The organism is Lacihabitans sp. LS3-19, assembly GCF_024343575.1.
GTDB lineage: Bacteria > Bacteroidota > Bacteroidia > Cytophagales > Spirosomataceae > Leadbetterella.
On sequence record NZ_RJUA01000121.1, the window covers coordinates 159,062 to 177,641 of the forward strand.

An 18,580-nucleotide genomic window follows, 5' to 3' on the forward strand; every position below is an offset into this window, starting at 1 on the left:
CAAGGCTAAGTTTTCTTTAAAATAACATTCTGAATTTTATCGTTTCCTCAATTGCCTTTATGTCTTGGACAAATTCTCGTGAATAAGATTTCTCTATATCAACAATCACATAACCAAGCGTCTCGTCGGTTTTGAGATATTGACCCGTTACATTTATATTATGTTTGGCAAATACATTGTTAAGTTTGGCCAAAATACCTGGTACGTTTTTATGCACATGAAGCATTCTATGAGAATTTTTAAGCAATGGTAAGGTTAATTCAGGGAAGTTTACGCTTCCAGTAGTGCTTCCATTATTTATATATTCTAATAGCCTTTCAGGAACATAAGTGCCAATGCCTTGTTGTGCCTCTTCGGTACTACCACCTATATGTGGGGTAAGGATAACATTACTCAATCCCATCAATTCAGAGACAAAAGGGTCACTGTTGGTTTTTGGTTCTTCAGGGAATACATCTACCCCAGCTCCATGAATTTTGCCGCTTTTCAATGCATTCACTAAGGCAGGTATTTCAACAACCGAACCTCTGGCCAAATTCATAAAAATAACGCCATCTTTCATTTGACTAAATTCTTTTTCTCCTATCAGGTTGGTGTTTTCTTTTCTGCCATCTATATGAAGCGAAACCACGTCAGCTACTCTGAAAACTTCCTCCATGGTACGGCATTTTTTTGCATTTCCGATTGGCATTTTATCTACTAAGTCATAAAAATAGATTTCCATACCTAATGCTTCTCCAATAACAGAAAGCTGCGTTCCAATATGTCCATAGCCTATCATACCCAGTTTTTTACCTCTTACCTCAAAACTATGGTTGGCGGACTTATCCCAAACGCCTTCGTGCATTGAAGTACTCTTAGGAAATACCTTTCTGATCAACATTATCATTTCTCCTATCACCAATTCAACTACCGAACGAGTGTTACTGTAAGGAGCATTGAAGATAGCGATACCTTTTTCACTAGCTGTTTTTATGTCGATTTGGTTGGTTCCAATACAGAAAGCACCAATCGCCATCAATTTCTCTGCATTTTCTAAAACCTTTTTTGTTAAGTTCGTTTTAGAACGAATACCTATTATCGAAACATCTTTGATTTTTTCTATAAGCTCATCTTCGTCCATAGCTCCTTTATGGAACTCCACATCAAAGCCTTGGCTTTCGAATGCCTCAACAGCTGCTGGGTGAACGTTTTCGAGTAAAAGAACTTTGATTAAACTTTTCGGATAAGATTGGCCTCTTGGTAGTTGGTTATAGAAAAGAAACTCGTCCAAAGATTTTATAGAAAAATCAGCTACATCTGTTACTTTTTTACGTTCTACATTCTCTATGAATGCATAAAACCTATCTGCTAAGCCACTTTGTTTGATTTCAAAATCTGTAAATCCATCGCCAATTACAGATACGTGTGCATCTAGATTAAGTGATTTTACAAGTTTTATTTTTCCACCAGTATTTGCTAGAACGTTGTCATTGTCTATTCCAATAATGTCCCCTTGCTCATTGTAAACGAAGGTATTGGCATAAACATTTTCAGGTTTTAAGCCTAAAATAGTAGTTATTGGCAAAATAAAGTCTTTGAAACCGCTAGAAATCACCAAGATTTGGTCGGCATATTCCGAGAGGAACTTCTTATTTCTTTCGAAAGACTCTGAAATGTTTTCTTTTAAGAACAAAACCAGCTCATCTACATGTTTTTTATTAGCACTCAAAAGAGCTAGCCTTTGATTGAGAGCTTCCGAAAAAGAAAGTTCTCCATTCATACCTAAATCGGTCAAGTCTTTGATTTTCTGAACAATTTGCTCTCCTTCTGGGCTATTCGAAAGAGCAATAGCAGCCAACTGATCTAAACCTTCAACTTTGGTAATAGTACTATCGAAATCAATGATAAAAATTTTCTGTTCTTTAATAGCAGTCACAATCTGTTTTGTTTTTTGTAGTCGCAAATTTAACAATTTGGCTTTTGGTTTTATTTCAAACTATTCGAAAAGTATTTTTTTTTATGTAAATAGTGCAATAAAATTTTGCATATGTTCGATAAAAGCAATTTTTTGTTGGTAGATTTTAGAATAAACAAAAAAAAGCACAAGATAACCTCGTGCTTTTCTGATATTTCTAATACAAGAATAAGTCTTATAAAAACATACTTTCTTTGCCGAATTTTTTAGCTAACAAAGCATATACTACTGCTCTTTGTTTATTTCTATTACTTGTTCCCAATTGAATCATCACTTCTTCTATCGCCGCATCTAATGCTGGGCTATCAGCCAATCCCAATTTTTTAATTAGGAAATTGTTCTTAACAGTTGCTTTTTCTTTGTCGTCAGATCCTGAAACCTTAGAGGAGTCAGCATTATAAATAGATGGACCTAAGCCTTTGGCTACACCAATTAATAAAGCCTCGTCTAGTCCTAAGCCCAATTCGCTGCTTTGGCTTTTGTAAAGCTCAACACATTCGTTAAATTTACTCATTACATATAAAAATTAAGGGGGTTTGAAAAATTGTTTTTAAAGATAGTTTTATTTATTTTTTATTCAAAATATTTTCAATTTTATTCTACTTTACTTTTGTACCTAAAGTATTTTGGGGAGTTCAATTTTGCCTGTAACCCAAATACCAAAGAAACGGATTTTGAGAAATTTCCAAAACTGTCATAATTCCCATTTATATAATTCAATTGGAAGTTATTTTTCTGGTTTTGAGAACTTTTTACAATCCCTTTAAAGTATAGACTCAGTTCAAACCTTTCGGTCACTTTTCCCCTTAATTCTGTCAAGAATTCAAAAGTAACCGGAAATTTAGATTTATAAATTTCATAATCCAAAGTGTTGAAATCCTCAGGACTTGGATTTCTTTTTTTTGTAAACTCAAGTGTTCCATTTTCAGAACCAATTTTAGGTTTATTGACTAGATAGTAGGCACCTATTCCGACATTGATAAATGCATTTCGGCTTACTCTGTCCAATGTTACGATTTTTTTCTTGACTCTTAAAGGTATAAAATATTGTTTTTCCTCATTTATGAAACTCAAAGACCCGTTTCCAATTTTGGTAAATCGGGTGGTTAGATTATTGTACATTTCTGAAACTCCAATTTCATAGTGCCAATTCTCGTTTCTGTTTTGGCCGAATGTAATCTCCCAAAGTCCATTAATAGGGGAATTAGCAACTATTTCAGTTGGCGATATTGCTGTTGAGCCTGGATAAGATTTTTTAAATCCTCCAGAAACTGCAAAAAAGTAGGAAATCGAAAAGGAATTTAAATTCGGTAAGTTTATAATTTCATGGTTCAGTTTTCTTTGGGTAAGTAATTGGTAATACGGCGTTTCTTGAGCAATTATAATTTGTGGAAAGATTAAAAAAACAAGAAATATTTTAAAATACATTGTTTTAACTATGTTCAAAAATAAGATTTTATCCGAAAGAAAGAGCATAAACGAAAATTAGCAATTTATTTCTTTTGGACAAATAGAAATATCTATTATTTTTGTCAAAAAAAAGAAAAGATATGTCGCAAGAAATAAGCAAAGTTCCTTCCTGGTTAATGATATTGGTTTATGTTGTTATTTTAGCAATTTTTGGTTTTTGTACAGACTTATTCACGTTTATTGTTGGTGCATTGATTACCACCTTGGTTTTTGCTTCTGGATACGATCAAACTCATTCTCATGATCATTGATTAAATTTAATCAGATATATAAGCTTGTATTTTGAAAAGAATGCAAGCTTTTTTTTGTCTTTAAAGGACTTGAGTTGTTTGCTGTTTGGGTTTTTGCTAATTTAGTTTTTTAAAAAACTTATAAAATATTCATCAAAATATTCCATGAAAAAATTACTCTTTCTCTTTTTTGTTTGTCAGTATGCTTTTGCTCAAAATTCTGATTCCGTTTTTGTTTCAAAAATCTACAGTGAAATATTGAGCAATGGAAAAGCTTACGATAACTTAAGGTTTTTGTGCAAGAATATAGGCCCTCGATTATCTGGTTCTATTGGTGCTCAGAAAGCAGTAGAATATACCCAAAAGTTAATGGCATCTTATGGTTTTGATAGGGTGTACTTGCAGGATGTAATGGTGCCGCATTGGGAGCGAGGTGCTAAGGAAGAAGCATACTATTTGTTAAATGGAAAAAAAATAAAAGTTGAAATAGCAGCTCTAGGGGGATCTGTTGCCACAGGCCCAAATGGTCTCTCGGCAGAAGTGGTAGAGTTTAGGGATTTTAATGAGTTAAAAGAAGCGGGTATTGAAAAAGTAAAAGGGAAAATAGTGTTTTTTAATAGGCCTATGGATCCTACTAAAGTAAATACATTTGCTGCATATGGAGGAGCTGTTGATCAACGTGGAGCTGGGGCATCTCAGGCAGCTCAATACGGTGCTATTGGTGTGATCGTTAGGTCTATGAATTTACGTTCAGATGATTTTCCACATACTGGAGGTATGCGTTATTCAGGAGGGAATATGATTCCTGCAGCGGCTATTTCAACAAATGGAGCAGATGCTTTAAGCTTGGCAATAAAATCTAATAATAATTTGAAATTTTATTTTAAGCAAAACTGTAAAACACTTGAAGATGCACCATCTTATAATGTTATAGGTGAAATAAAAGGGTCTGAATCACCAGATGAAATTATTGTTGTAGGTGGACATTTAGACTCTTGGGATTTGGCAGAAGGAGCCCACGACGATGGAACAGGGTGTATGCAGTCTATTGAAGTTTTGAGAGTGTTAAAAGCTCTTGGCTACAAACCTAAGAAAACAATTAGGGCTGTGATGTTTATGAATGAAGAGAATGGATTAAGAGGCGGCACAAAATATGCAGATGAAGCAGTGAAAAATAAAGAAAAACATGTGTTTGCTTTAGAGTCTGATTCGGGTGGTTTTACTCCTCGGGGCTTTGGAATAGTAGGAGAGGAAGGCGATATTTCTAAAATCGAAAAGTTTAAAGAATTATTTGTTCCATATAGTATTCATGAAATCGGAAAAGGAAGTGGTGGAGCCGATATAGGCCCATTAGCCAAAACAGGAACGGTACTGCTGGGCTTTAAGCCGGATTCTCAAAGGTATTTTGACTACCATCACGCAAGTACTGATACATTTGAGTCTGTTAATAAACGTGAACTCGAACTTGGTGCTGCTGCAATGGCTTCAATGGTGTATTTATTAGATAACCAGAAATAAGGTTCTGTTTTTCAAAAAGCTTAAATTCAGCATTTAAATAGTACAAAATCAATGTAAATATTTTGATTAGATGCCTTAAGTTTATTTATTTGTCTATTCCTTAAAAAAATAAAAATTATGTTGAAAAAACTCAAACTAGATGCAACCGCTGAAAAAAATATAAAGATTTGGTTAAAAGGTCGTTACGATCAAGATGTAAAAGACGAAATAAATGCATTGATAGAATCAGAAAATGTTACGCAACTAACGGATTCTTTCTACAAAAACTTGGAGTTTGGTACAGGAGGTATGCGTGGAGAACTTGGAGTAGGTTCCAATAGAATGAATAAGTATACTGTTGGTGCAGCTACGCAAGGTTTGGCTAACTACCTGAATAAATGTTTTGTAGGAGAGCCAATTAAAGTGGCAATAGCTTTTGATAGTAGAAATTTCTCGCCAGAATTTGGTCAAATCGCTGCTAACATTTTATCAGCTAATGGCATTACGGTTTATTTGTATAAAGAACTTAGACCTACCCCTCAGTTGTCATTTACAGTTCGTGAACTCGGTTGTCAGTCAGGGATCGTAATTACAGCTTCTCATAATCCAAAAGAATATAACGGCTACAAAGTATATTGGAATGATGGCTCCCAAGTTGTTGCTCCTCATGACAAAAACATTGTGGCAGAGGTAAATGCAATCACTAACGTAAAAGATATCAAGTTTAAAGGCGTAAAAAAACGCATAAAAATGATAGGTGAAGTATTGGATAAAAAATACTTGAAGGCCGTTAAAAGTATTGCGGTTTCACCGAGGATTATTAAAAAAGAGAAAGATTTAAAAATAGTTTTTAGTTCTATTCATGGCACTGGTATCACAATGGTACCTCCAGCTTTGGCACAATTGGGTTTTGAGAATGTTACAATTGTAAAAGAACAAGCTACGCCCGATGGTAATTTTCCAACGGTAATTTACCCAAATCCTGAGGAAAAAGAGGCAATGAGCATGGCATTAAATAAAGCCAAAGAAATAGATGCAGATCTTGTAATAGCTACTGACCCAGATGCTGATAGAGTAGGAATGGGTGTTAAAAATCCGGAAGGCGAATGGCAACTATTAAATGGAAATCAAGCGGCAAGTTTGATAATTTATTATTTATTAAAAGCTTGGAAGTCGGCAGGTAAACTCACTGGCAATGAGTTTGTATGTAAAACCATTGTGACAACTGACTTGATTGATGCCATGGCAGAAAAAGCTGGAGTCCATTGTTATAATACCCTTACAGGTTTTAAATATATTGCTCAGGTCATTAGGGAATTAGAAGGAAAGCAAACATTTATTGGCGGAGGAGAGGAAAGTTATGGATATTTAATTGGGGATAAAGTTAGAGACAAAGATGCAATAGCAAGTTGTGCTATGATAGCCGAGCTTACCGCTTATGCAAAACACAAAGGAATCAGTCTATTTGATTTCTTGGCAGATATGTATAAAACTTTTGGGTTTTATTATGAAGGCTTAATTTCAGTAACTAAAAAAGGAAAAACAGGTGCTGAAGAAATTCAACAAATGATGACCGATTTTAGAACAAATCCTCCTAAAAGCCTTGCTGGTTCTAAAGTTATAAGAATGGATGACCTTGGTGCTTTGACAAGAACTGATATGAAAACAGGAGCTGTAACAGTAATAGAGTCTGGTAAAATGGGCATGGGGTCTTCAAATGTATTACAGTTTTTTACAGAAGATGGTACAAAGTTTACCTGCCGACCATCTGGTACTGAACCCAAAATAAAGTTTTATATTGGTGTGAAAGATAAACTTAAAAACAAAAGCGAGTTTAACGAAACATTGGAAAAACTAAAGTTAAAAGCATCTAAAATTGGCGAAGAGCTAAATTTGAATTGAAAACTTGGCAGTTAAAATCATGTTTGCTGAATATTTTGTTAATATTCAGTGTAAAAGCTTTTTGCGAAAAGCAAACTGTGGTAGAGCTGCCCAAAATACAATTGTTGAATATAGAAACTTCAGGAAAGGACAATCCTGTTAAGGGTGTTTATAAAATGGAATACTTTGAAGAAACAGTCAAAGTGTATTTTAGAAAGCCTATAATTAAGGGTGATTCTGTGTCAGGAGTGTTTTATAGAAAAGAAAAAGTGAATTTATTCAATGAGGTAAAAAATGATTGGATCAAAATAAATGGCAATAGTTTTAAAATCACCGAATTAAATTCAGGTGAATATGTGGTTTACGTCAAATACCAAACAATGTCTGGTAAAACATCTCCAGAGATAAGTTTTATTTTAAATATTCAGAAACCATGGTGGCGAACCTGGTGGTTTTGGGGTGCTAGTTTTATCTCATTATTTGGTTTGTTTTATGGAAGGGAGCGTTTCTTGAAATTTTGGGCAGATGAAGAGCAGAGACATACAAAAAAAATTGTTGAATTAGAGTTAAGGACACTTCAACTTCAAATGAACCCCCATTTTATTTTTAATGCTCTAAATTCTATTCAGTCTTATGTAATGACTCACGATGCTCTAACGGCCAATAATTACCTTTCTAAATTTGCACAATTGATAAGGATGTTTTTAGACTCTTCTCGGAGTAAATATATTTCGCTTCAAGAAGAAATAAGAATGCTTAACTTATATGTGGAGATGGAAAGTTTGAGGTTTGAAGATAAATTTTCCTGCGAAATAATTGTTGACAATGACGTAAATAAATATATTGAGATTCCAACAATGATACTACAGCCTTTTGTAGAAAATGCTATTAATCATGGGCTTAGGTATAAAAAAGTTAAGGGCTTTTTGAAAATTCACTTTTTTTATTCCAAACAATATCTTATTTGTAGATTAGAAGATAATGGTGTAGGTAGAAGGATCGCAAAAGAGATTCAATCTAAGTCTCGGAAAGGTTATAAATCCCAAGGTTTAAAAATAACGGCTGAGAGATTAGTTACTTATAATAAAATAAATGAAACCAATATTGCTTTTTCTATCAATGATTTAATGTCATCTGATATATCAGATGATGAAGATATTGGTACTTTAGTCGAGGTGAAATTCCCCATAAACTAATTCCAATAGGAAGTTTTTTTATGAGCAAATAAATTATTTGTTTCGTTTTTGTTATTTTTTCTTTTTCATAATAAGCAGATCGTTTATTCGAAATCTACATTAATTTAAATAACACAATATTGAATTTAAATACACAAGAATTTACATTCATAGCTGAAAATAGTTCCGATGGTGTCTTAATTATCGAGAATGGAAAGCTTGTGTATTGTTCCGAAAAACTAACGAAATATTTTCCATTAGACTTTTTCCTTTCTTCTGTAATTACTCTTAAAGATTTTGAAAAATTTGTTTTGACATCAGATATTAAGAGGGTAAAGTCCGAAATAAAAGATGCCATTGAATCCAGAATAGTTGAATTTTCTCTAAAGTTTAAATTATTTTTTTCTGATGAAAGAATTTTAGACGCCGAAAATCTTGTTAAAAATTTTTATGACCCGAAGGGTAAACTTTTAAAATCAATAATAATAGTTAAAAGTTTAAAAGAGGCGTTTAATGCAAATAAAGAATTCAATATTGAAACCGTAATCAATTTAGACCTTTTTGAATATTACCCAGGATTTATTGTCATTAAAAATTATGAAGGAGAATTTGTTTTTGTAAATGAAAAAGCGGCTCAGATGTTCAAAAAGAAGCCTGAAGAGGTAATAGGACTGAGAGATGATGATTATATTTCAAATCAAGTTTTAATTCAAAAATACCTAAAAGACGATAGGGAGGTTATTGATTCAGGAAAAGCCAAAGTAATTGCTTCAGAGGAAGGTATTAGGCTGGATGGGAGTATGGGTTTTTATAGTGTTAGTAAGTTGCCAGTTAAAATTCCTGGTCAAGAAAAGAAATGTGTTATGATTTTTGCAACAGATATAACAGAAAAAATTATAGCTGAGCAGGAATTTGTTAAGAAGACTGAAGATGAGATAAATAGGAACAGAATTTTATTGGAGCTTCCTATTTTACCAACCATAAATGATAATGCTTTTCGAAAAAATTGCAAATTGTTAACCGAAGCACTTTGCAATGGATTGCATTTAGAAAAGGCCGGAATTTGGCGTGTTAATGAAGAAGGAATCGAAAGTATAGATACTTACGGAATTTTAGCGAGAAGACATAATTCGGGACTGGTAAAAAAGGGACCAAAAATTATTGAGTTTGTTGAAGATTTATTTTCTAAGTCTGAATTGCCGATCGAAGTACAAATTGAAAATTGTTTAGATTTTGATTTTTTTGAAGAAAGTACCTTTAAAGATCATAATAAGTCCTATATATGTATTCCAATCAAAATGCACCATGGTTTTAAGGGTTTTATTTCTTGTGAATATAGTATCCCAAAAAAATGGACGAGTGAAGAGTTGACTTTTTTAAGAAATATAATAAATATTTTTGTTTCAATAAAAGAACAAAAAAATAGAAGTTTGGTTGAAGCCAAATTATTACATCGGAGTGAGATTTTAAAAGCTTCGGCAGAATTGAATCAGAAACTATTAATGTGCGACAGTTTTGAAGTAATAGCCGATGAACTTTTAGAAATTATAGGTAAAGCATCTAATACAGACAGGGTTTATTTTTTTAAAAATGATAAAGAAAATGAATGGTTTACTCAAACAAACGAATGGGTTTCGGAAGGAATCAAAGCAGAAATAAATAACCCACTTTTAAAATCACTTTCATATTCAAAACTCGGCAAATACTATCATGATTTAATTAATAACAAACCTTTTCAGTTTAAAATCTCTGATATTAAAGATGAAGAAAATTTTAAAAGGCTAAATGACCAAAGGATAAAAAGCCTATTGGTTATTCCCATTTTTATTAAAAATGAGCTTGCAGGGTATATAGGTTTTGACGATTGTAAATCAGAGTTTGAATGGGATAAAGATATTATTAACTATTTAGTTTCTATCGCCGCCAGTATTTCTTCTGCTCTCGAGAGGCAACTTTCTGAGTTGGAAAACAAAGAGAGTCAGGCTAATTTTAAACAAATTAGTGAAACGCTTGGAGAGGTTTTTTGGCTTTTTGATATTGTTGAATCTAAATTTCTTTTTATAAGCAACGCTTGTCAAGATGTTTTTGGCGTATCGGTTGACTCGGGATATCAAGATTTTCAATTTATCGAAAAGCTTATTCTAGAAGAGGATAAACAAACAATATATAATAGAAAGAAAAGTATCACAGAAGGTATTTATAAAGAAATAAAATATAAAATAAGAACGCCTCAAGGAGAAGTAAAAATTATAAATGAGAAAATATCCCCAGTATATAATGGTAAAGGAGATCTTTGGAGAATAAGTGGTTTCGCACAAGATGTTACTGGGAAATTGAAAATTGAAAATGAACTCAAAAACCTTTCTACTGTAACGGAAAAAATAAGTGATGGTGTAGCAATAGCCAATCTAGATTTTGAAATTATTTATGCAAATAAGGCTTATTTAGATATTTTTAGTGCAAAATCAGAGCAGCTTTTGAGTAAAAGACCTTCTGATTTATTCCAATTAGAAAATAAAGAAGAGATTCTAAAAAAAGTGAATTTTAATTCAACTGGAGATGCTGTTGAATATAAAGTAAAAACTTTTGATGATAGATGGATTTGGGTAGAAATGAAAACCAATATTCTTTATGACGAAAATAACAATCCATATCAAATTGTTGAAATTCTTAGTGATATAACAGAGAGGAAGAAAAACGAATTAGCTCTAAAAGAAAGTGAGCGAAGTCTTAGATTTATGACCGAAAATACCTCTGACGCTTTAATAATATTTAAAGGAAGTACTGGTATTTATTATTCTGGAAATTGTCCCAAGTTGTTTGGTTATCTTTTAGATGATGTAAGAGGTTATACCTTAGTGGATATTGTTGGTTTTGTTCATCCTGAGGATATAAATATTTTGTTTGCGGTATTAGATAATTTGTTTGAAAAATTAAAAGAGGATTTAGTTTTTCAAATTAGAATAAAGCATAAACTTGGACATTATTTTTGGGCTGAGGTGGTTATAAATATAGTCATTGACGGTCAAGAGAGCTTTACATCTTTGGTCGTAGTGAGAAATATAGCCAAAAGGAAGAAAGCAGAGTTAGAGCTACAAGCCAGTGAAAATAAATTAAGTGTTATCTTAAATTCTCTTGATGAGGTTGTTTGGGCACTAGAATATCCTTCTTTAAAGCCTCTTTTTGTTAGTGAATCTGTCCAAAGCCTGTATGGTATAAGTAGTTCGGATTGGGTAAAAAACAATTTCAGGGTTTTAGCACAGACTATTCCAGAAGATAATCCAATTTTAAAAAGGTTATATAGGGAAGTTAAACATGATGGATTTTCGTCAGGTGTTTTCAGGATAAAGGATAATCATCAAAAATTAAAATGGATTAACTCAACTAATAAAATAGTGAATTTTAATTCAAATGGAAATCAAATATTAATTGGGGTTTTATCTGATATTACAAAAATAAAGGAAGCTGAAAGTGAGACATTGAATGCAAAAAAAGAAATGGAATTTGCACAAAACGCTTATTCGGAGCTTGAATTAAGGGCATTACAGATGCAAATGAACCCCCATTTTATTTTTAATGCATTAAACTCTATCCAAAGTTATATTTTTAATAAAGAAGAAGAATTGGCCAACAATTACTTAAGTAAATTCGCTTTTTTAATTAGGCAGTTTCTTGATTCCTCCAGAAGCAAATATATTTCTATAGACGAGGAGGTTGCAAACTTGAAACTTTACATTGAGCTTGAGAAATTAAGATTTGAAAATAAATTTGATTATCTAATAGAAATAGACCCAAAGGTTAATAAATACGCTGAGATACCTACAATGTTACTTCAACCATTTATTGAAAATGCCATAAATCATGGCTTAAGATATAAGAAAGAGAAAGGAATGTTGAATTTTAAAATCATTGAAGTTGATAATAAAATTGTGGTAAGTATCAAAGACAATGGAGTAGGAAGAAAGGTAGCTGAGGAAATAAAATCGCTTTCAAGCCAAGGTTATAAGTCTCAAGGTCTTAAAATTACCACCCAGAGAATTGAAAATTACAATTTGTTAAATTCTGAAAATATAGAATATAAAATTACAGATATTGATGAAAATTCTGAAAATATCGGTACATTAGTCGAAATTTATTTCCCAAAAATATAGCCAAATGTATACCTGCCTTATTGTCGATGACGAAAATAAAAGTATAGAGACACTTTCTAAAATCTTGCTAGAGTACTGTGATAATAAAGTTCAGATATTGGGAATTGCCAACAATATCGATGAAGCCTATCCTTTAATTTTGTCTTTAAAGCCAAATATTGTATTTCTTGACATTGAAATGCCGTTTGGTTCAGGGTTTGATTTATTAGAAAAATTCGACAAAATAGATTTTCAGGTAATTTTCACAACGGGTTTTGATCAGTATGCTATTACTGCTATAAAGTTTAGTGCCTTAGATTACTTATTAAAACCCATAAATATTCAAGAAGTAAAAGATGCGGTTGCAAAGGCTATAAGAAACATCGAATCGAGGCAATTAAATGACAATTTTAAAATATTGCTAGAAAATTTAAGAAAGCCTAAAAATACAACAAATAAAATACCCTTACCTGTTATCAACGGCTTGGAATTGGTTCAAATCGATCAAATTGTTCATTGTCAAGCAGATGAAGATTATACACATTTGTTTTTGAAAGATGGCACTAAAAAGGTGGTAACAAAAAGTATCAAAGATTTTGAAGAATTACTGACTGAGTATGGCTTTTTTAGAATTCATCATTCGTTTCTGATTAATAAATTTTACATAAAAAAATATACCAAAGGAGAGGGAGGCTCAGTAATAACGGAGCTAGACACAGAAATACCTGTTTCAAGAAGAAGGAAAGTTGAATTTTTACAATGGCTTAACGAACTCTAATTAATTAAGGGTATTTCATTTATCTGCTGGATTTTATTATTTTCAAAATTAATATTAAAACAAAATGTCTTAATCCCGTTTGTTACACACAGATATGGAGCTTTGATTATTAAATTATATCTACTCGCTTGTTCTATCGTATTTTGAGTAATAGCGACTGTGGTAGCTTTACATTCTACAAGCAAAAACGCCACTCCTTTATTGTCATAAACTAATATATCCGAACGTTTATTTAAAGAATTGTAAACTATTCCTGACTCTAATTTTATTAAGTTTTTTGAGTATTTTTTTTCTTCTATTAAATAATCCAAGAAATTCTGTCTGACTATTTCTTCAGGTGAAAGAAAAATGTATTTTTTTCTTAAATAATCAAAAATGTATTGCTTTCCATCAACTTCTTTAATCTTGCGTTTTTCATTTTTAATATTCATATTGCAAAATGGAATTTTCCACTACTGATTTTGGTTATTTACTTCAAATTTTAAACAAACTAATGATATATGCAAACCAAAGAAGAAATAGTTAAAAATTGGCTTCCAAGATATACAGGAACACCAATTGAAGAATTTAAGCCTTATATTCTTCTTACCAATTTTTCTAACTACGTGAAAATGTTTGCGGACAAATATGGCGTGGAGGTTAGGGGAACTTCAAACGCAATGCAAACAGCCTCAGCCGGCAATATTACGATTATTAACTTTGGAATGGGTAGTGCTATGGCAGCAACTGTGATGGACTTATTAACAGCCATTGAACCTAAAGCTGTTTTGTTCTTGGGCAAATGCGGTGGTTTGAAAAAAATAAGTGCTCTTGGAGATTTTATTTTGCCAATAGCTGCTATAAGGGGAGAAGGGACAAGTGATGATTATGCAAGACCCGAAATTCCGGCTTTGCCTTCTTTTAGACTTCAAAGGTCTGTCTCGGAGATGATAATAAAGCATCAGATGGATTATTGGACAGGGACGGTATATACTACAAATAGGCGAGTATGGGAACACGATGAGAAATTCAAGGATTATTTGAAAGAAATAAGAGCATTGGGAATTGACATGGAAACGGCCACTATTTTTATAGTTGGTTTTGTTAATTCAATTCCACACGGAGCTTTGCTTTTGGTTTCTGACAATCCAATGGAGCCCGATGGAGTTAAAACTGAAGAAAGTGATAAAAAAGTAACATCTAGTTTTGTTGAAAAGCATCTTCAAATTGGAATAGAATCATTGGAGGAATTAGCTAACTCAGGCGAATCTGTAAAACACATGAGGTTTGAAAACTAAAAGAGAGGACAACATAGCCCTCTCTTTTAAATTTATATAAATTAAGAATTTTATCAATTACAATAATCCTTAATTACGCCATAAGCTGCAGCATAGCCAAGTTCACCAGACTTGCTAAGGTCAAAACAACCTCCGTTATTGTCACCTAAAGCATTTTTTATTAAACCTCTTACATAATACGCTTCTGCATATTTTGGGTTTATTTTTATGGCATTTCCGCAATCCAACAGAGCCTCTGATTGTGAACCCATAGCTGACCTTACAAGTCCTCTCGCAAAATGAGCCTCAGCATAAGTTGGGTTTAGTTCTATTGATTGATTTAAATCTGATAAAGCGTCTTTTAGATCATTTACTTTATAGTTTGAAAGACCTTTGGCGTAATACACTTCTGATTTTTCATCCGTAAAATCTACTATCATATTTTTTTCTTCAACGCTACCCCTAAGTCTGTCCAAGTTTGCTTTGCTCAATGATCCTACGTATTGGTCTTTCCCATTTTTTGAGTCGGATTTTTGAAACAAAGCTTTGCCGAAATCTGACTGGGCTGCTTTTTGATTGTTTAGTTTTGAAAAAGCAAAACCTCTACCATAGTATGCTCCTTGATTATTTGGATCTATTTGTAAACATTTATCAAAATCCAGTTTGGCTCCATTATAATCTCCCATTTTTGATTTTGAGAATCCTCGGTTAAAATAAGATTCAGCATCCTGGCCATCTAGTTTTAGTGCTTCATCAAAATCGGTAATTGCATCAGAGTAGTTACCTACTTTTATTCTGTTTTTGCCTCTTTCATTAAATGTTTGGGCTCTTTTTGGGTTTATTTCTATTGATTTGGTATAGTCAGCTATACTGCCATTAAAATCATCCAATTTGGATTTGCATAATCCTCTTGAGTAAAAGGCCTGGTATTTTTCATTACTATTTGGATTTAGTTCTATCACTTTTGTGAAATCCTGAATAGCTCTCGAATATTCGTTTAATTTTGCTCTAATGGTTCCTCTTTGAAGATATGCATAAGAATCTTCAGGAGCTATTTCTATAGCTCTATTGAAATCTTGTAAAGCTGTTCTGTTATCATCCTGATAACTTTTGCTGATACCTCTGTATAAAAAGGACATAGCGTCCCTAGGGCTCAAATCAATGGCTCTGTCAAAATCTAAAATTGCTCCTCTATTGTCTTTTAATGCTTGTTTGGCCAGTCCTCTGTTAAAATAACTTTGATGATTGTCAGGATTCATAGAGATAGCAGTGCTGAATGCTGCCAATGCACCTATGTAGTCTCCAGATTTGCTTTTGATAACTCCAATGTCGAAAAATTCTGAAGCGGTTTGTTGAGCAAAAGTGCTCAAACTTAAGATTAATAATAAAGAGAAAGAGAGAATGGTTTTTTTCATATGGTTATTTTCTAAATAATTCAAATATAAACAAAAAAGATAAAACTTTAGGGCTTTATCTTTAAGGAAATCGAAGAAATTTATTCAGGGGGTTTATATTATGCTAATACCTAGCAAAATAACAAAAACTAGAGATGTCAATGCCAGGGTCTTAAGGTAAGGGTCTGGATTCTTTGATTTGCTTACCTGAAATCCATTAAGTAAAATTAATACAAAAGAAATCAAAAAATAGTATCTGAAGTTTTCAATATCTTTTAAAAATAGGACTGTACAAACTATTGCTAAAAGCAATAAACTCCAATGATATATAAGGGTTTTATGTCTTCCCAGTCTTACCGGAATAGTGATTTTTCCAGCATTCCCGTCAGTGTCTATATCTCGTAAGTTATTGATGTTTAAAACGCCTGTAGCTAAAGCTCCGCAAGCTATTGCTGGCCATATTACCATAATGTCGAATGAGGAAGAATAAAGAAAATAACTCCCAATAACTCCAAGTAGGCCAAAGAATAGGAATACAGAAATATCACCTAGTCCAAGATATCCATATGGTCTTTTACCAGCAGTGTATGAATAAGCCGCTGCTATACTTAGAATCCCGATTCCAAAAAACAGCCAGAATAATTTTGAAAATCCACCAAAGGCAATATATATTAAACTTACTCCGCTAATTATAGATAACATAGCCATGAATATAATGGCTTTGAACATCTGTTGGGTGCTTATTCTGCCTGATTGCACTGCTCTGGCTGGTCCAACTCTATCAACAGAATCTGCTCCATTTTGTGTGTCGCCATAATCATTAGCAAAATTCGACAAAACTTGAAGCAAGATTGTAGTAAGGCATGCCAATGAAAAAACTGGCCAACGAAATATATTAGAATGGACAGCGAGAAAAGCTCCCATAATAATGCTTGACAGAGCCAAAGGGAGCGTACGAAACCTTGCTGCCGAAATCCAATCTTTAATGTTTGGGGTATCCATTTCTATTACAGTCCTACAGCTTTTTTGAATTCTGGATTTTCAGGAATGATTTTGGATTCAAAGAAATGAGTAAGTTTTCCATCTTTGTTTATAAGATATTTGCAGAAATTCCAAGTTGGTTCTTGGTCATTCCATCCATTTAATTCCTTTTCGCTAAGCCATTTGTAAAGTGGTGCTTTGTTAGGTCCAGTAACATCAAGTTTTTCAAACATTCTAAATTTTACACCGTAGTTTTTCTCGCAAAAGGCAGCAATTTCTTCACTTGAACCAGGCTCTTGAGCTAAAAAATTATTGGCTGGAAAACCTAAAACAGCAATTTTGTCTCCATATTTTTCATGGAATGCCTCCCAATCGGCGTATTGTGGTGTAAAGCCACATTTAGAAGCTACATTTATCAATACAACTGTTTTGCCTTTATATTCACTTAAACTTACTGGCTTTCCACTTAGGTCGTTTACCGTGAAATCGTAAAAAGAACCTTTCATAGCTTTTGTGTCGGTATTTGTTAAAATAGTTTGTTTTGAGCCAAAAACGTTTTTGATTGTTTTTAGGTTAATTAGTCCCATAATGCAAAAGGAAAATATTCCAAAAGTTAAAAATTTCATAAATAACATGTTTATATTAGGAAACTCCCAAAGTACGCAACATGTTTATGTGCGAACCCAAAGCTTGAAAAAATCCACCTTTCGAATTATAATACAAGCCGAATTCTTTGGAAGTTTGCTCAACGATTTTTGATAAATCTCTGTAATAAATATGCGAAATTTTTGGAAATAAATGGTGTTCAATTTGAAAATCTAAACCACCTATATACCAAGAAAAAAGTTTGTTTTTTCCAAAGAAATTGGAAGTGGTTCTTAGTTGATGTACTGCCCAAGCATTGTCTACACAACCGTTTTCATCAGGTATTGGTTGTATGGCTCCTTCGACAACGTGAGCCAATTGGAAAACTGTACTTAATATCAAACCTGAGGTACAATGCATAATTAAAAACCCAATCGCCCATTGTCCTATGGTAATTGGCATCAGCAGCATAGGGATTACCAAGATAAATACAATATACAAGGCTTTTGTAAGTAAAAGTATAGCCAATTCTTTATTCGAATAAGGCTTCATTATACCTGATTTAGAAAGCTTGTTAAAGTAAGCGATTTCCTTAAAGTCTTTCCAGAGAAAAGATATGGTCATTAAACTGTAAAGAAAAAATGCATAAATATGTTGGAATCTGTGGAAGAATTTCCTTTTGGCAGCTACATTGAGACGAAGCATAAATTTACCAGTTATGTCTTCGTCCATTTCCAAGATATTGGTATAGGTATGATGAAGTGTATTGTGTTGCATTTCCCAGTTGTAAGCGTTTCCACCTAAAAAATAAATACTTCCTCCCAAAACTTTATTAAGCCATTTTTTGTCTGAAAAAGTGCCGTGTATAGCATCATGCATTACACTCATTCCCACCCCAGCAATGCCAATGCCCATTAGTATTAAAAGAGCAGCATTGATTAAAGTAGAGAAATTACCGAATAATATTAGAAAATAGGGTACAAAATACAAAGAAAGCATTATTATGGCTTTCACTAAAAGTGTATTTCCACCAGATTTTGAAAGATTATTTTTTTGGAAGTATTCGTCGACTCTGGTACGAAGGGCGGCAAAAAATGTTGCCTGATTTTTATTGATAAATTTGATTTTTTGCATAGTAAAAGCATTTTGAGTTGTACTCATTTCTACAAATTTGCCATTTTATTTTCTAAATTCCTAATTGTACTATTTAAAGAATTATCTACTTGGAGTATTTTTATAGTATTTA

15 protein-coding genes are annotated in these 18,580 nt (G+C 32.7%); 7 read left to right on the plus strand and 8 right to left on the minus strand.

Going from position 1 to position 18,580, the window contains the following annotated elements; translation table 11 throughout:
* Window positions 1–16 precede the first annotated feature (16 nt).
* The 3 genes from serA to EGI22_RS19530 form a co-directional block, all read right to left on the minus strand.
* Complete coding sequence (gene serA, locus EGI22_RS19520; RefSeq protein WP_255070167.1) at window positions 17–1,921, minus strand: phosphoglycerate dehydrogenase; 1,905 nt, start codon at window positions 1,919–1,921, stop codon at window positions 17–19.
* Between the two features lie 211 nt (window positions 1,922–2,132).
* Window positions 2,133–2,471, minus strand: a complete 339-nt coding sequence (locus EGI22_RS19525) for a DUF2853 family protein (RefSeq protein WP_255070130.1) — start codon at window positions 2,469–2,471, stop codon at window positions 2,133–2,135.
* 80 nt (window positions 2,472–2,551) lie between these two features.
* Complete coding sequence (locus EGI22_RS19530; protein WP_255070131.1) at window positions 2,552–3,385, minus strand: hypothetical protein; 834 nt, start codon at window positions 3,383–3,385, stop codon at window positions 2,552–2,554.
* Between the two features lie 122 nt (window positions 3,386–3,507).
* On the opposite strand from EGI22_RS19530, the gene EGI22_RS19535 reads away from it, so the two are divergent.
* From EGI22_RS19535 to EGI22_RS19560, 6 genes are all read left to right on the plus strand, one after another.
* Window positions 3,508–3,678: a hypothetical protein gene (locus EGI22_RS19535; RefSeq protein ID WP_255070132.1), complete on the plus strand. Its 171-nt coding sequence runs from the start codon at window positions 3,508–3,510 to the stop codon at window positions 3,676–3,678.
* 144 nt (window positions 3,679–3,822) lie between these two features.
* Complete coding sequence (locus tag EGI22_RS19540; protein WP_255070133.1) at window positions 3,823–5,175, plus strand: M20/M25/M40 family metallo-hydrolase; 1,353 nt, start codon at window positions 3,823–3,825, stop codon at window positions 5,173–5,175.
* A gap of 117 nt (window positions 5,176–5,292) precedes the next feature.
* A complete protein-coding gene (locus EGI22_RS19545; protein ID WP_255070134.1) occupies window positions 5,293–7,056 on the plus strand; it encodes a phospho-sugar mutase in 1,764 nt (587 codons plus the stop codon).
* Between the two features lie 104 nt (window positions 7,057–7,160).
* Window positions 7,161–8,231, plus strand: a complete 1,071-nt coding sequence (locus tag EGI22_RS19550; protein WP_255070135.1) for a sensor histidine kinase — start codon at window positions 7,161–7,163, stop codon at window positions 8,229–8,231.
* Between the two features lie 119 nt (window positions 8,232–8,350).
* Window positions 8,351–12,361: a PAS domain S-box protein gene (locus EGI22_RS19555; protein WP_255070136.1), complete on the plus strand. Its 4,011-nt coding sequence runs from the start codon at window positions 8,351–8,353 to the stop codon at window positions 12,359–12,361.
* A gap of 4 nt (window positions 12,362–12,365) precedes the next feature.
* Complete coding sequence (locus EGI22_RS19560; RefSeq protein WP_255070137.1) at window positions 12,366–13,118, plus strand: LytTR family DNA-binding domain-containing protein; 753 nt, start codon at window positions 12,366–12,368, stop codon at window positions 13,116–13,118.
* On the opposite strand, the gene EGI22_RS19565 is transcribed toward EGI22_RS19560, so the two are convergent.
* The gene (locus EGI22_RS19565) at window positions 13,115–13,549 is read right to left on the minus strand and encodes a type I restriction enzyme HsdR N-terminal domain-containing protein (RefSeq protein WP_255070138.1); all 435 of its coding nucleotides are present in this window, start codon (window positions 13,547–13,549) and stop codon (window positions 13,115–13,117) included. The genes EGI22_RS19560 and EGI22_RS19565 overlap by 4 nt on opposite strands.
* A gap of 69 nt (window positions 13,550–13,618) precedes the next feature.
* Between EGI22_RS19565 and EGI22_RS19570 the strand changes: the two genes are divergently transcribed.
* Complete coding sequence (locus EGI22_RS19570) at window positions 13,619–14,395, plus strand: AMP nucleosidase (protein WP_255070139.1); 777 nt, start codon at window positions 13,619–13,621, stop codon at window positions 14,393–14,395.
* Window positions 14,396–14,448: 53 nt separating this feature from the next.
* On the opposite strand, the gene EGI22_RS19575 is transcribed toward EGI22_RS19570, so the two are convergent.
* The 4 genes from EGI22_RS19575 to EGI22_RS19590 all read right to left on the minus strand — a co-directional run bounded on the left by EGI22_RS19575 (window position 14,449) and on the right by EGI22_RS19590 (window position 18,468).
* Window positions 14,449–15,789, minus strand: coding sequence for a tetratricopeptide repeat protein (locus tag EGI22_RS19575; RefSeq protein ID WP_255070140.1), 1,341 nt, complete (start codon window positions 15,787–15,789; stop codon window positions 14,449–14,451).
* Between the two features lie 93 nt (window positions 15,790–15,882).
* Window positions 15,883–16,770 (minus strand): 1,4-dihydroxy-2-naphthoate polyprenyltransferase, encoded by an 888-nt coding sequence (locus EGI22_RS19580; protein WP_255070141.1) that lies wholly within the window; start codon window positions 16,768–16,770, stop codon window positions 15,883–15,885.
* 5 nt (window positions 16,771–16,775) lie between these two features.
* Window positions 16,776–17,375, minus strand: coding sequence for a glutathione peroxidase (locus EGI22_RS19585; protein WP_255070142.1), 600 nt, complete (start codon window positions 17,373–17,375; stop codon window positions 16,776–16,778).
* Between the two features lie 16 nt (window positions 17,376–17,391).
* Window positions 17,392–18,468 (minus strand): acyl-CoA desaturase, encoded by a 1,077-nt coding sequence (locus EGI22_RS19590; protein ID WP_255070143.1) that lies wholly within the window; start codon window positions 18,466–18,468, stop codon window positions 17,392–17,394.
* Window positions 18,469–18,580 lie beyond the last annotated feature (112 nt).

Bases quoted from the DNA above. Each gene is read 5' to 3' on its own strand.
- EGI22_RS19585 (WP_255070142.1), bottom strand. From the start codon at position 17,375: ATGAAATTTTTAACTTTTGGAATATTTTCCTTTTGCATTATGGGACTA.
- EGI22_RS19540 (WP_255070133.1), top strand. From the start codon at position 3,823: ATGAAAAAATTACTCTTTCTCTTTTTTGTTTGTCAGTATGCTTTTGCT.
- EGI22_RS19560 (WP_255070137.1), top strand. From the start codon at position 12,366: ATGTATACCTGCCTTATTGTCGATGACGAAAATAAAAGTATAGAGACA.
- EGI22_RS19525 (WP_255070130.1), bottom strand. From the start codon at position 2,471: ATGAGTAAATTTAACGAATGTGTTGAGCTTTACAAAAGCCAAAGCAGC.
- EGI22_RS19535 (WP_255070132.1), top strand. From the start codon at position 3,508: ATGTCGCAAGAAATAAGCAAAGTTCCTTCCTGGTTAATGATATTGGTT.
- EGI22_RS19590 (WP_255070143.1), bottom strand. From the start codon at position 18,468: ATGCAAAAAATCAAATTTATCAATAAAAATCAGGCAACATTTTTTGCC.
- EGI22_RS19530 (WP_255070131.1), bottom strand. From the start codon at position 3,385: ATGTATTTTAAAATATTTCTTGTTTTTTTAATCTTTCCACAAATTATA.
- EGI22_RS19545 (WP_255070134.1), top strand. From the start codon at position 5,293: ATGTTGAAAAAACTCAAACTAGATGCAACCGCTGAAAAAAATATAAAG.
- EGI22_RS19570 (WP_255070139.1), top strand. From the start codon at position 13,619: ATGCAAACCAAAGAAGAAATAGTTAAAAATTGGCTTCCAAGATATACA.
- EGI22_RS19580 (WP_255070141.1), bottom strand. From the start codon at position 16,770: ATGGATACCCCAAACATTAAAGATTGGATTTCGGCAGCAAGGTTTCGT.
- EGI22_RS19565 (WP_255070138.1), bottom strand. From the start codon at position 13,549: ATGAATATTAAAAATGAAAAACGCAAGATTAAAGAAGTTGATGGAAAG.
- EGI22_RS19575 (WP_255070140.1), bottom strand. From the start codon at position 15,789: ATGAAAAAAACCATTCTCTCTTTCTCTTTATTATTAATCTTAAGTTTG.